Origin of the sequence: Paraburkholderia sp. RL17-347-BIC-D, assembly GCF_046027915.1 — a bacterium.
In the GTDB taxonomy this organism is placed as follows: domain Bacteria; phylum Pseudomonadota; class Gammaproteobacteria; order Burkholderiales; family Burkholderiaceae; genus Paraburkholderia.
This window is the reverse complement of record NZ_JARESS010000025.1, coordinates 1-13,172: the sequence shown is the minus strand read 5'-3', so window position 1 is coordinate 13,172 and position 13,172 is coordinate 1. Positions and strand designations below refer to the sequence as shown.

The window sequence follows — 13,172 nt, the reverse complement described above, 5'->3', positions numbered from 1 at the left end:
GGATACTTCAGTCGAGCGTTCAGGCCGGTTGCGCGTTGACCCGTTGCATGACGCGCGTCGTGCTGATCACCGCGGCGACTGCCGAGAAGCACGCGGCCACATAGAGCGCGATGATCGGCCCGTGTTGTGCCGCAATGCCGAAGATCAGCGCAACCAGCGCCGCGCCGAGCGTCTGGCCGGTCAGACGCGCGGTGCCCAGCATGCCGCTCGCGCCGCCGCTGCGCTCGCGCGGCGCCGCGGACAGTATGGTGCGATTGTTCGGCGACTGGAAGATGCCGAAGCCGGCGCCGCACAAGGCCATGCGCCACGCGATCTGCATGGCGTTCGGATGCGCGCCGAGCGTGGCGAGCAGCAACAGCCCGGCCGTCATCGCAACAAGTCCGACGCCACCCAGCCATCCCGACGACACCTTGTCCGACAGCAGGCCCGCAATCGGCGCCGCGATGATGATCACGGCGGGCCATGGCGTCATGAGCAGCCCGGTTTCGACCTGCGACAACCCCAGCGTTTCCTGCAACATAAAGGGCAGCGACACGAAGGCGAGCATCTGCGCGCAGAACGAACAGACCGAGGTGCCGATCGAGAGCGCGAAGATGGGAATCCTGAGCAAATCGATCGGCAGCAAGGGCGCGGGCTGCGTCAACTGACGGCGCACGAAGAAATAGCCGATCACCGCCGCGCCGATCGCTTCGAGCGCGACGTAGCCGAATCCCTCGCCGTGGCCGAGTCCATCGACCGCAAAAATCAGCAGGCCGAAGACGAACGCGTTCATCACCGCGCTGAGGTAGTCGTAGGGCGATTCGTGGCCGGGGTTCATCGGCAGCGCCTTGAAGCCGCCGACGATAGCCGCGATGCCGATCGGCACGTTGATGGCGAACAGCCACGGCCACGAGGCGACGGCGAGCACGCCGGAAGCGACGGTCGGCCCGACCGCCGATGACACCGCGACCACCATTGCGTTGATCGAGATGCCACGCCCAAGCTGCGCGGGCGGATAGATCATGCGCACCAGCGCCGTGTTCACGCTCATGATGCCGGCCGCGCCGAAGCCTTGAATCACGCGAGCGAGCGCGAGAGTCGGCAGCGAAGTCGACAAGGCGCAACCGAACGACGCCACCGTGAACAGGATCAGCCCGGAGAGATAGATACGCCGGTAGCCGATGCGGTCGCCGAGCGAGGCGAGCGGCAGCAGTGAGATCGTGATTGCCAACTGATAGGCGTTGACGACCCAGATCGAGCCGGCCGCGCTCGCGTGCAGGTTGCGCGCGATAGTCGGCAGCGCCACGTTGGCAATCGCGCTGTCGAGCACCGCGAGCGTGAGGGCGAGTGCGATGACCAGCATCGCCCAATAGCGCTGCGGAATCGGCAAGCCTTGTTCGGTGTTGTCGGAGGACGAGCTGTCGAGGGCGAGTGTGTCGGCCGCTTCGGCGGATATGGCGCCGTTCTTGCGCGGTGGTTGTGCGTGCATCGATTGTTGGAGTTGTAGTGGGGTGGCTCGCCGCGTGCGCGTGCCGCGTGCCGACCTGAGAGAACAGGCAGCCGCTGCGACGATGGCCGGCGCTGCTTGCGCGCACCGGCCACCGCGTCTCCCGCGTTATTTGAGTTCGTACAAGCCGGTGTGAGTGGTCGAGTCGAGTTCGTTCAGATGCGTCATGAAGCGCGCCACCGCGTTGGTGGTGTCCGCGTTGATCGGCAGATGCGGCACGCGCAGCGCATGCAGACGGAAAATGTAGCGATGCGCCTTGTCGCCGCGCGGCGGCGCGGCGCCGCCGAAGCCGACCGTGCCGTAGTCGTTGCGCACCTGCAGCGCGCCTTGCGGCAGCAACGAGCCATCCGCCTTGCCGGCGTTGCGTGGCAGCGAGCGGGCATCACCCGGAATGTTCACCACGACCCAGTGCCAGAAGCCGCTGCCGGTGGGCGCGTCGGGATCGTGAACGGTGAGCGCGAAGCTTTGCGTGTCGGGCGGCGGCGCCTCCCATTGCAACGCGGGCGAGATGTTCTCGCCGTCCACGCCGAAGGCCTTGTCGTGGTATTCGTGGGCTTTTGGCATGAAGCCGTTGGTGGGAAATTCGTCGGACCAGAGACGGAAATCTGCCATGATGTGCCTCCCTTCTTGAGTGGTTCTGGGATGGTCGGGGCGTGCGGTTTTGCAACCGGTTTGCGGGGCAGGGCGCCGCGCGGAAGTACCCCGAGTTAGCCAGTCGAGTGTATCACCAGCGGGCTTGGAATTCGTGGCAGGCGGCGAGGCTACAGGCGGCTTTCAGCCGCGTTCCTCGAAGCTCGGCGCGTCGCTCTTCAGCCACTCGACGAGCCGCTGCAAGACACCCTCGATATCGCGATTGCCGCCGCGTAAAGCGCATTCCCATACCACCGCGACGCGCCAGCCGTTGGCGAGCAGCGCCGCGCGAACCTTGTCGTCGTTGCTGCGATTGCGGCCGATCTTGTCGCGCCAGAACTCCGGCCGCGTTTGCGGCCATTTGAAAAGATGACAGTCGTGGCCGTGCCAGAAGCAGCCATGCACCAGCACGACAGCGCGGTAGCGCGGCAAGACGATGTCCGGGCGTCCCGGCAGATCGCGCGCATCCAGACGGAAGCGAAAGCCCTGCCGGTGCAGCAGGCTGCGGATCAGGATTTCCGGTTTGGTATTGCGGCCGCGGATGCCGGACATCATCCGGCTGCGCGTCGCGCTGTCGACGATATCGACCATCTTTAGCGCTTAGCTAGTGTTTCGAAGATTTCAACACGCCGGCCACCGACACAAGCTGACCGCTCACGCGTAAAGCGAGAGCGTTTGCTTCGAACCATGGCGCGTCTCCTCGGCGAGCAGGGTTTGCACATGCGGCAGCATGATGCGCGCCACTTCGCGCATCACCGGCATCACGACGCTGTTGCCGAATTGCCGGTAGGCCTGCGTGTCGCTTACCGGGATCCGGAAGGTATCGGGAAAACCCATCAGCCGCGCGCATTCGCGTGGCGTGAGGCGGCGCGGACGCACTGCCTCGCCTTGATAGATCAGGATCTCGGAGCCGTCCTTGTGATAGCGCGCCGACAGCGTGCGCGTCACGCTGTTCGGATAGGCCATGCCGAAGCCGAAACCGTTGCCTGCCGCGCGATGTTTCTCCGCGTAGTTTTGCAGATAGGTCCAGAGGTTCGGCGTGAGCGTGTACTTGGGCTGGACGCGCCGGCCCGTGTGATCGAAGAAGCGATCCTGGTCCCACGGCAGCACCGGTTCACTGCCGTCCGTGCGATGCAGGATCGAGCCGAGGCGCGGGCCGTCTGCCGGCAGATGCAGGTCGTCCCAGGAGAACGAAGTCTTGCCGCGAAAGCCGACGATGATGATCCGTTCCCGATGCTGCGGCGTGAAATGCTGGCCGTCGACCACGCGATAGTGCACTTCGTAGCCGAGTTCGTCGCGCAGGGTTTGCAGGATCACGTCGAAGGTGCGGCCCTTGTCGTGCGAGAGCAGGTTCTTCACGTTCTCCAGCAGGAACGCGGCGGGGCGTTTCGCCGCGATGATCCGCGCGACGTCGAAAAAGAGCGTGCCCTGGGTCGTGCATTCGAAACCGTGCGGCCGGCCCAGCGCGTTCTTCTTGCTCACGCCGGCGATCGAAAACGGCTGGCACGGGAAGCCGCCGAGCAGCACGTCGTGGCTCGGCACGTCTTCAGCCGGAAACGAGACGATGTCACCGATCAGCGCGTGCTCGCCGCCGCCAGGGTAATTCTCGCGATAGGTCTTGGTCGAAAAGTCGTTCCACTCGCTCGTAAAGACGCAGTCGCCGCCATGCGCCTCGAAGCCCATGCGAATCCCGCCGATGCCGGCGAACAGATCGATGAAGCGGAACTGGGCGTCGCCGCCCGCGCTGCGTTTGGCCCGCGCGCGGTTTTGCAGCAGATCGCGCAAGGCCGGTTCCAGCATCGCCGGGCACTGCGTTTCGCCTTTTTCCCAGCGGCGCACCGTCTTGATGTCCTTGCCGACATGCGCGGCGATTTCGCGTTGAGTGAAGCGGGCGCGCGCTTGCTTGAGCAGTGCGAGCGGTGCGGCGAGGGTCACGGGTGTCCTTGCTGGGAATTTTTGCGGACATTATGACCTAAGGTCGTCCCATTTCCCTATTTTTTGCGCGGCTTGGGCAGTAAATTTCCAGGTTCGGCACACCGGGGACAGGGGAAGTCCACGGCTAAATGTGGCTGTCACAGTTGCGCGTGTACGCTTCTGGCGTGACGCGAATTCCCCGCGTTGCGACGTGTTGAGGCCGCGACGTGTTCGCGGCCTTTTTTTAACTCGTGCAAAGGGGCTGCCGCCGGCCTGGGAAGGGCCGGGGTTCAGGCTCGCAGCGCGTCAGACCGGGTGGCTGGCGTTGGCCGGATAGGGCGGTGGGAACAGGGCGGCGGTGGCAGGCGCCAATGCGTCCCAGGCCAGTTGAGGTTCGGCTTCGTACTGATCGAGCTGGAGCAGGAGGCTGTCGACCGTGCACAGTTGCGCGTGGGACAGGTTGCCGGCGTCGAGCAGCTGGTACAGACGCTTGCGCCAATACGCCGCCGGCAGGATCGGGCCGCCCAGGTCGCCGTGTAAAGACGGCCGCATCACACGCGCAATGTGCGCGATGTCCCGGTCGATCAATGCGGCTTGGGATGATCCCGAAAGCGTAATGAGTGTGCGGTCCATGGCTCCTCCTTGGCACCTTTACGGCAGGCAGAGGCGGGACTTTAGGCCTTTCTGAAAATATTTTTACGCGACGCGCGCTGGAGAAACGAAGCCGTGCGCAGGCACGGGCACACCCGTTGCTGAGTACGGATACTGGCGTAATGTCGCGCCGGCATTCCAAATAGTGGAGCCGAACATGAACAAGGACCAGGTGAAGGGTGTGACTGAGCAGGTCAAGGGCAAGGTCAACGAAGCGGTCGGCAAGGCCACGAACAACCCGGGCAAGGAACTGAAGGGCGATCTACAACAAGGCGCGGGCAAGGTGCAGAAGGCCTATGGCGACGCGAAGGAAGACGCCAAGGACAACGCCAAGCGCAACGCGCCGTAATTCCGCTTGCGACGGGTTCGACGGAAGAGGCGCTTCGGCGCCTTTTCCTTTTTGCCGACGCTTTTGCGTCGCGCAACGGCCTTTTTCAACCGATGGCGGATTTTGCCTGGGAGTAACCCGGGATTGGCGTCGGGAGCATTCCGCACGCGGTGCGCCGCCTTTAGACTTGGCGCATCCAACACGGAGACGGCGCCCATGACACCCGAAAAAATTCTTTCGATGTTCGAACGACAATACCTCGAGGGCAAAACGCCCGTCGACCTGGAACAGACCTGCGCGAGCTTCGCCAGTTGGCTGGCGGCGGCTTGGGCACTGCTCGACGGCGAGCAGAAGACGCTGTTGCTGACGGTCGGCGCGTCCTTGTGGCGAGATGGTTATAACCTGCGCGCCGGCACGGCGACCAAGGATTTGTGGTGAGTGCGGGCTAGCGTGCGCGTTTTGCGTTCGCGGGCCACTCTGGTTACACGTCGACTGTAAAACCTTGCGTGCCGATAGGAGCGTCGGGCCGCGCGCGCACGCGTTGCGCCGAGTCGGTTTATATTTGGCGATCTTGCATTGGGATCTTCGCTGCCGGTCGTCCGGCCGGCTGCCGATACCCGATTCTCTTTTCAAGTCGCCACTTTCGCACAAGGGTTACACCGCCACATGACCGAACTATCCGCTTTTCCGATCACGAAGAAATGGCCTGCCGAGCATCCGGACCGGATTCAGCTCTACTCGCTGCCCACGCCCAATGGCGTGAAGGTGTCGATCATGCTCGAAGAAACGGGTTTGCCGTACGAGCCGCATCTCGTGCGCTTCGATGCCAACGATCAGATGACGCCGGAGTTTCTGTCGCTCAATCCGAACAACAAGATTCCGGCGATCATCGATCCGCACGGGCCTGACGGCAAGCCCTTGCCGCTGTTCGAATCCGGCGCGATCCTGATTTATCTCGCGGACAAGAGCGGCCAGTTCATTCCGCAGGATGCCGTCGGCCGCTATGAAGCGATCCAGTGGGTGATGTTCCAGATGGGCGGCATCGGGCCGATGTTCGGCCAGGTGGGTTTCTTCCACAAGTTCGCCGGCAAGGAGTACGAAGACAAGCGTCCGCGCGATCGCTATATCGGCGAATCGAAACGGCTGCTCGGCGTGTTGGAACGGCAACTCGAAGGACGTGACTGGATTCTGGGCGATACGTATTCGATCGCCGATATCGCCACGTTTCCTTGGGTGCGTAATCTGATCGGCTTCTATGAAGCGGGCGATCTCGTCGGCATTCAGGACTTCCCGAACGTGACGCGCGCACTGGCTGCGTTCGTCGCGCGCCCGGCCGTGGCGAAGGGACTGGATATTCCGAAGCGTCCGTCGTAATCGATTCAGGCGGCTGGGCGGCGAGCTTCGTCGGCCGGCCGTCGTTCATCTTGGACCCGACGCGCTTTCTGCGTGGATCTTGGGTTGTCTCTCTCTCTCTTCTATTTGCGTTCGCTTGACGCTGCGTCGAGCGCATCGTCATCGTCCGCGATAGTGCTCAGCCATGTGATCGACGAACGCCCGCACCTTGGGCGCCACATAACGCGTTTGCGGATACAGCGCGTAGTAATGGCGGCTTCCGAGCGTGTAGCCTGGCAAGACTTGAACGAGACGGCCGCTTCCGATGTCTGTCTGAACCGTCTGCCACGTGAAGGCGGCAATACCCGCGCCCGCGAGCGCCGCGGAGTAGAGCGCAGTGATAGCGTCCGTTCTCAGCCGGCTGCAAGGCAAGACATGGATTGGCGCGCCTTGTTCGGACGTCAGCACCCATTCTGTCGGTTCGAGCGCGCCGGTAAAAGACAGTAACTCGTGTTCGGCGACTTGCCCGGCTGTGTGTGGGAGTCCGTGTCGAGCCAGATAGGTCGGCGATGCAACCAGCACGACGTCCGAGACGGCCAAGGTCTTCGCAACCAGCGTCGTGTCCGCCAATGGTCCGCTGATGCGCAGCGCTACGTCGAAGCCCTCTGCAACGAGGTCGACGAACTGATCGCTGCACGACAGCTCTAGTTGGATGTCGGGATAATGCTTCTGGAACGCCGGAAGCCAGTCAGCCAGTTCCAGTGTGCCGATGGCAAGCGGCGCGGTGACGCGCAGCAAGCCGGCCGCCTGTTGATGTTCGTCCGCCATGGCCTGCGCCGCTGCTTCCACGCGATCGAGAATATCGACGCTGGCCCTGTAGTAGCGCTCACCCGCGGCCGTCAGCGTAAAGCGTCGCGTGTTACGGTTGAGCAACTGAACACCGAGCGAAATCTCGAGTTGCTTCAATTGACGCGACACGCTTGAATGCGTGGTGTCGAGCCGTTCGGCCGCAGCCGAAAATCCCTGCGCTTCGACGATGAAGCGGAAGGCGCGCATTGCAAGCAACTGGTCCATGGGCGAGATTGGCGCTACGCGGCGTCACCACGAAGGTGAATCGGGCCAATGCTTAGCGCAGCGGTAAGTGAATGATTTCCGACGTGCTCATCACTTCGCGGGCTCGGTGCGAGGGGGGCGAAACGTATCGTATTGAGTGCGCGCATCGAAGCGGCTACGTACCCGGGTGTATCTGGCCGCCGCGTCGCAAGAGATGCGGATAGCCGCTTTGAGGTCAAGGCGGCAGCGTGAACAAGCAATCTCGTGAAAAACTCTCCGGCACCCAAGCGCTGCTGACACGGCCACGCCGCTTCTTTGTATGATATTCGGCAGATGCCCTTCACCAATTGTCGGAGACCCCATGAAACCGATCAAACTGCGTGTGCCGCGCGAGGAAGCCGCCGACCTGCCGGACGATCTCACCGCATGGGCGAGCCTCTCTGGCGTTGATCCGGGACTGACTGTGTTGAGCGAGCCCGGGTCCACGACCGACAGTAGCTCACCGGTTCTGTACCAGGTCTACGTGAGCCAAAGCTTCTTCGAGCAGTTCCCGGAATGGCGGATGTATATCGAGCAGTAGTGGATCACGGCTCGGTAAGGGTTTTTGAAAACATCATATGAAATCCCTGGTTATATTCATCGACAGGTTTCTGTAAGATAATGGTTCACGTCAGCGCCCCGAGCGCGGTGTGTGTGTTTTGAGCCGCAGCGTTGCCTGCGGCTTTTTTTTACTCAGCCTTTCTGAACCGGGATGGTAGTTTCCCTGGTGGCTCACCTCGGGGCATGGCGGTTGCGCGATGTTGGCTGCATACGCGGACCATCGCGTCAGGAGAATGATCATGGTTTGCCAAACCTATGCTCCGTATCGCGGGTTCAGAATTTACGTTCAGGTCACGACCGGGAGGACGTTGTGTTTGCACAATGTCGGACGCCGGTACAAGGTGTCCTGGACTATCAGTTCGTCCAGTCAACCTGCACAAAAGGTTGCAAGTTTTCCAGAGCAACTGGAATTCATCTCTGAGCAGGATGCGTTCAGATACGCAGAGAAGCGAGCGCATACGTTTATCGACTGTATGCACTCGGAAGACTTCGCCATTTATTCCCTTCGTGATGTTGGAGACGGTCGCGAGGAAGCGCCTCGCGCCTGAAGCGGGATGTCTGTTTGGCAGACGTGCACGGGGCCGCGTTGCACCGGTCGTCTCGCGGCTTGCCGTGAGCGGGCGATTCGCTTTGGCAGGCGAGGGCGTCAATAAAAAGCCCCGCAGCGTTTTACGCTACCCGTTCCACAAAGGTGTTGGTAGACGCGTATTGATTGCCTAGAATCCCGCCACTGGTCTACCGTGGTGGGATTTTTTTGTGCCGGAAATATCTTCAGATAATGGTGAAGCGGTTTCGGAGGTTCCGGGAAGCGCAAATCTGGGGGCGGAGTGCGGTCTGCGAAGGCCGGATTGCCTCGAATTCCGCTCTCGGCAGAAGGGCTGCAGGTCAACTTCTGCAAAAATCCACGCTGCGCCAATTTCGGCATTCCCGCGCTTCCCGTCAATAAGCGAGGCAGGGGTGCCGGCCTGCGCGATAACTACAAAATTGATGACGGAACGACGGGTTCGCGCGGCAGCGTGGCGAGCAAACTGCTGTGCAAGCTGTGCGGGTCCAAGCCTGCTCTTAAATCCAACCTCGCCATCACCCAGGAAATTAACCGGGCTGCTCGCCTATCTCGACCCGGAAACGGAGCCGAGCTGCCCGAATGCTGGCTGCGCGGCACATCAGCTCGGCATCTTCGCTTCGCCATCCTCGTACCAGCGGTTCGGCCTGACCCGTCACGGCTCGCGGCGCTATCGGTGCAAGGGATGCCGCAAGACCTTTGCTGTCGGCGGCCCGACAACGCGCCAGAAGAAGCCCCATGAGAACCGCGAAATCTTCATGGAGCTCGTGGACAAGTCCCCATTCCGACGCATTCTTGAAAAGCGGGAAATCTCGGCGCAGACACTCTACGGGAAGATTGATTTTTCATATGGCCTGTTTTTGCAAGCAGGACGAGCGCCGCTCTCGCTTCCGCGATTTATAGCTTCGGTGCATCCGACCTGATTGGTAACGCGGTACATGGGCTGTTTGTCGACGATGGATCAAGCTCATATCCGCGGGCTGATTACCGCATTTCATCTTTCCGTCGCGGGGCTGCCTCGCTCTTGGAAACGGAGATCACGCAATCGCGTGCTCACAAAAAAATCCCGAGGGTTCCCCTCATCGAGCCCGGTGCCGCGTTACCGATCAGGTGGAAGACGTAGTTCTGCGATAGCACCTCCTGACTTCAATGACTGGGTGAGGGCGCTGCGCGAATGCTCAGGCGGGCTGCAATCGGGTTCCTATGTCCCAAATGAACCCGCACAGCTCGCGTGCGATTGCCGCACATGTCTTGTTCTGATGTAGACCGCGTGCCCGAAGCCGGCGAAACCTGTGACAGAGGCGGAGTTGCGCTTTCCACGCAATGTCGATGATTTGTTGAGGTTGCCCCTCCAGGCGAGGCTGAAGCGATTCCCCGATCCTCGCCGGCAGTCGGTAGTTCCAGGCTGCCTCGACGAGTATCCTGCGCACGTGCGTATTGCCCGTCTTGGTCAGTCTGCCCCGTTGTTTCGAGTTTCCGCTGGAATGCTCTGAGGGCACGAGACCCAGGTAACCCATGAATTCGCGTGGATGCGGGAAGCGCCGCAGATCGCCGAGTTCAGCGACAATTGTGAGCGCGGAGATGAGGTCGATGCTGCGCAGGGTCATCAGGCCTTTAACCATTGGCAGCCACCGCCAGGTTTCGGCATGAGCACGCAGCGACTGCGTGAGGCGCTCGACGAGTTCGGTGGCGAACCGCACCGCCATCCGGTATTCAGTGAAGACGATGTGCTGGGCGGAATTCTCGAATTTTATCTTGGAGAGGAAAAGTTCGTGCTTCGGCCCCCAGCGAGTGCCGGTGTAGGCATGACCGTGACGAAGCAGGAAGGATTTTAGCCTCTGCCGCACTCTACGCTGGTCGTTCACAGCATCCTCGCGGGCGCGAACCAGGTCGCGGATGGCTTCATCCTGCGGCTCGGGAATCGCAATCGGCACAAGCTGTCTATTCCTCGGCAGCATCGACAGGCTCTCAAGGCCTGAACTTCATTTCATCTGCGGCCAGCGGCGCTGTGGCGACCTCTTATCGCGCCCAGATAAGTCTCCTGCAAACCCTCTACTACGCGAGTTCGAGTACGGCCGGCACGCCGACATTCTCGATCAGTGTGAACAGCTACGAAATCTAAGGGATAAAAATGTACGTCCAGTTTTCTGATTCGACCGAAACGGCGGTCATCGCATGCTTCTCCAGTCCCCAGAACGCTCAGGCGTTCGCCAATCAGGGTGAAGTAGCGCTGAGCGATTCGCGATATTCAGCCTACTTCGCCTCGCTTCCACAATTTTCCGCTGCGTTCCTGCCGTCACCGACATCAGCATGATCGGGTGACACAGTATGGTCGGTGGTTGGCGAGTCTATCCGGCGAATCGAGATGATCCGTTTCAGCTCCAGCGCAGGGCTTTCCACCTTTCGCCACGATATGTAGGCGAGGATAAGCGTTACGGGAAGAGCGATGGCAAACATCGGGTACGTGGACACCCTGTTGCCCAACATCATGGCAACTGTTTGTTGAATAGGGAAAGCGAATAGATAGGTGCCGTAAGAAAGGTCGCCGATCCGTGAAATCGCATTCGATGCACGGGTCTCGTAGGATGCAAGCACCAGTACAACATACGGGAGCGCGAAAATGATCGCCACGCCGGAAAGCGCCGAGTTTGCAAAAATCGCCAGGAATAGAACCGCGAGCGGCATTCCCCATCTGGACGAGTTCAATGGCTGTCCATTCAGGCAGCCAAGGAATGTGGAGAAAAAGAAAATCGCGCCCAGGCGAGTCAGATGATCGTATGGCATGACCCACAACACGGTGCCGCTCGCAGAAAACAGCGGAGAAGGAACAAAAAAATGCAGCGCTGCGAATAAAAGCGCCATTCCCAGCGCTCCTCTGGCATCCAGCATTCGCAACATCCCTAGCGAAGCGACGACAAGATACATGAAAGCTTCGAGTGGGAGGCTCCATAGCGATCCGTTGACCGCATTGGGGAATGGGTTATTGACGAAAATCAGCGGCAAGGAATATCGCACATCGAGGTATGCGTTTTTGAGGTACTCCAAGACCTGCGGGTGATGGAAATACGTCGTGACGGGTAACGGCGACAGAATCGGGCCCAGAACGAAGACTGTGACGCACACTGTCACCAATAACGCCGGGAATATGCGAAGCGCCCGTTTCGCAAGAAAGTGTGCCGGGCCGTCACTGTTGCGGTAAGACGTCGCCATCAAATATCCACTCAGCGCGAAAAACACGTCAACGGCGACTTGCCCGATCGACCCGTATCTGGTGTAGCGGGCGATCGGCTCCATCGCCTGATTCCCGCTCAAAACGAAGCTATGGCTATACAAAACGCCGATCGCAGCAAGGATGCGAAGCAGATCAAAGCTGTTGCGGTAACGAGTTCGGCTGCGCATGACTGATTAGATGTAAGGGAAGTCCGAATTCTACGCCACAGTGAGTCCAGCATCCGATGCGCGCCGGTCTGCCTCCCCGGCAGGATCATAGGGCATAATGCAGAATTCACAACGGTCGCCAATGTGCCATGAGCAACGAAAATCTCCTTTTGAGTCAACTGGATGGATTCATTCGCACGACTGGTACGGCAACCTTTCGTATCGGTGATCGATCCATCACATTGGATCTGGCAAATAGGCACGAGAGAGCATACGCGGCAACTCTGCTCCTCCATGTGCGCCATCCGCAGTCTGACATCGACACGTTTCTGTTCAAGCATTTCGTCGCTCCGGGAGACTCTGTTCTGGATGCTGGCGCTAACATCGGATTCACCGCCTTGGAATTCATGGAAGTTGGCGCCAAGAAGGTGATCGCGGTTGAGCCCGTACCGGAACTGTTTAAGAGGCTCTCGACCGTTTCTGATGATCAGATCATCGCGGTTGACAGAGCTATTTCGTCTAACCGTGGATATGCTGAAATCACTGTTTCGCGTACGCATAACCAAGGTTCCAGCCTCAAGTCGGAAATTCTGGAAATGTTTCCGGCTATTTTCGGCGACTCGCCGCAGAAGGTAGTGGTTAGCCTGACCACGATTGACGATCTGGCCGAGCAGTACGGACATTTCGACGTCTGGAAACTCGATATTGAAGGCGCGGAGATCGATGCTCTGCATGGAGCCATCAAGACTCTAAGAGAGCATCCGCCAAGGGCAATTATCACTGAGCTTTTCGGTGATTTTGCCGGTCCGTTCATAAGCTGTATTGCCCAAACGCATCCGCATGCATATCGGGCGTTCATTCGGACGAGTGATTATCAGCTTGAGCTAGCCGATGCATCGACAGCGACATCGGACAAGTACTATTTTACGAGCCCGATGTACGTATTTCTTCGCGAACCTATCGTCGACTAGAACCGATACTTCACCATGAGCACGTCAGCACCAGACCAGATGGCCGGCGAGTGCATCGAGTCGTAGCGAGTGGGGAGCCAATAATGCTGGTAGGTCAACGAGAGCGGGCTGCGGCCGACCGACACGCCGACGACCTTTCCGAGCTGCCACGCGTGGGGGGTATCAGCGTGAATGGTTGATGTTGGGACGCCCGGCCCTGGCGCCCAGTTGTAGACGGTCACGTCCCAGTTCGGACGATAGGGATACAGGCCTGCCTCGGCGCCGATT

15 protein-coding genes are annotated in these 13,172 nt (G+C 60.2%); 6 read left to right on the top strand and 9 right to left on the bottom strand.

Going from position 1 to position 13,172, the window contains the following annotated elements:
• Positions 1–19 precede the first annotated feature (19 nt).
• The 5 genes from P0D96_RS28430 to P0D96_RS28410 form a co-directional block, all read right to left on the bottom strand.
• Positions 20–1,468, bottom strand: coding sequence for an MFS transporter (locus tag P0D96_RS28430; protein WP_408316749.1), 1,449 nt, complete (start codon positions 1,466–1,468; stop codon positions 20–22).
• 126 nt (positions 1,469–1,594) lie between these two features.
• Positions 1,595–2,098, bottom strand: coding sequence for a YbhB/YbcL family Raf kinase inhibitor-like protein (locus P0D96_RS28425; RefSeq protein ID WP_132375510.1), 504 nt, complete (start codon positions 2,096–2,098; stop codon positions 1,595–1,597).
• Between the two features lie 162 nt (positions 2,099–2,260).
• On the bottom strand, positions 2,261–2,707 hold the full coding sequence (locus tag P0D96_RS28420; RefSeq protein WP_408316747.1) for a very short patch repair endonuclease: 447 nt from the start codon (positions 2,705–2,707) through the stop codon (positions 2,261–2,263).
• A gap of 63 nt (positions 2,708–2,770) precedes the next feature.
• Complete coding sequence (gene dcm, locus P0D96_RS28415; RefSeq protein ID WP_408316745.1) at positions 2,771–4,051, bottom strand: DNA (cytosine-5-)-methyltransferase; 1,281 nt, start codon at positions 4,049–4,051, stop codon at positions 2,771–2,773.
• Positions 4,052–4,336: 285 nt separating this feature from the next.
• Positions 4,337–4,663, bottom strand: coding sequence for a hypothetical protein (locus tag P0D96_RS28410; protein ID WP_132375504.1), 327 nt, complete (start codon positions 4,661–4,663; stop codon positions 4,337–4,339).
• Positions 4,664–4,838: 175 nt separating this feature from the next.
• Here P0D96_RS28410 and P0D96_RS28405 point away from each other — a divergent pair, with 175 nt between their 5' ends.
• The 3 genes from P0D96_RS28405 (at position 4,839) to P0D96_RS28395 (ending at position 6,383) form a co-directional block, all read left to right on the top strand.
• Positions 4,839–5,030, top strand: a complete 192-nt coding sequence (locus P0D96_RS28405; protein WP_132375502.1) for a CsbD family protein — start codon at positions 4,839–4,841, stop codon at positions 5,028–5,030.
• Between the two features lie 195 nt (positions 5,031–5,225).
• The gene (locus P0D96_RS28400) at positions 5,226–5,447 is read left to right on the top strand and encodes a hypothetical protein (RefSeq protein WP_408316744.1); all 222 of its coding nucleotides are present in this window, start codon (positions 5,226–5,228) and stop codon (positions 5,445–5,447) included.
• 228 nt (positions 5,448–5,675) lie between these two features.
• Positions 5,676–6,383, top strand: a complete 708-nt coding sequence (locus P0D96_RS28395) for a glutathione S-transferase N-terminal domain-containing protein (RefSeq protein WP_408316742.1) — start codon at positions 5,676–5,678, stop codon at positions 6,381–6,383.
• 138 nt (positions 6,384–6,521) lie between these two features.
• On the opposite strand, the gene P0D96_RS28390 is transcribed toward P0D96_RS28395, so the two are convergent.
• Entirely contained in the window at positions 6,522–7,415 is an 894-nt protein-coding gene (locus tag P0D96_RS28390) for a LysR family transcriptional regulator (RefSeq protein WP_408316740.1), read from the bottom strand.
• Between the two features lie 340 nt (positions 7,416–7,755).
• Between P0D96_RS28390 and P0D96_RS28385 the strand changes: the two genes are divergently transcribed.
• Together P0D96_RS28385 and P0D96_RS28380 are read left to right on the top strand one after the other, a co-directional pair.
• On the top strand, positions 7,756–7,974 hold the full coding sequence (locus P0D96_RS28385; protein WP_408177907.1) for a hypothetical protein: 219 nt from the start codon (positions 7,756–7,758) through the stop codon (positions 7,972–7,974).
• Between the two features lie 868 nt (positions 7,975–8,842).
• Entirely contained in the window at positions 8,843–9,298 is a 456-nt protein-coding gene (locus tag P0D96_RS28380) for a hypothetical protein (protein WP_408316738.1), read from the top strand.
• A gap of 436 nt (positions 9,299–9,734) precedes the next feature.
• On the opposite strand, the gene P0D96_RS28375 is transcribed toward P0D96_RS28380, so the two are convergent.
• Positions 9,735–10,514 carry an IS110 family RNA-guided transposase gene (locus tag P0D96_RS28375; RefSeq protein ID WP_408316736.1) on the bottom strand — a complete coding sequence of 260 codons (780 nt, stop codon included), beginning with the start codon at positions 10,512–10,514 and terminating at the stop codon, positions 9,735–9,737.
• A gap of 295 nt (positions 10,515–10,809) precedes the next feature.
• On the bottom strand, positions 10,810–11,955 hold the full coding sequence (locus tag P0D96_RS28370) for an acyltransferase family protein (protein WP_408316734.1): 1,146 nt from the start codon (positions 11,953–11,955) through the stop codon (positions 10,810–10,812).
• A 128-nt stretch (positions 11,956–12,083) separates the two neighbouring features.
• Here P0D96_RS28370 and P0D96_RS28365 point away from each other — a divergent pair, with 128 nt between their 5' ends.
• The gene (locus tag P0D96_RS28365) at positions 12,084–12,905 is read left to right on the top strand and encodes an FkbM family methyltransferase (protein WP_408316732.1); all 822 of its coding nucleotides are present in this window, start codon (positions 12,084–12,086) and stop codon (positions 12,903–12,905) included.
• Here P0D96_RS28365 and P0D96_RS28360 read toward each other — a convergent pair.
• Positions 12,902–13,172 (bottom strand): hypothetical protein (locus tag P0D96_RS28360; RefSeq protein ID WP_408316730.1); only part of this gene is annotated, 271 nt, incomplete at its 5' end. The two genes, P0D96_RS28365 and P0D96_RS28360, sit on opposite strands and share 4 nt — an antisense overlap.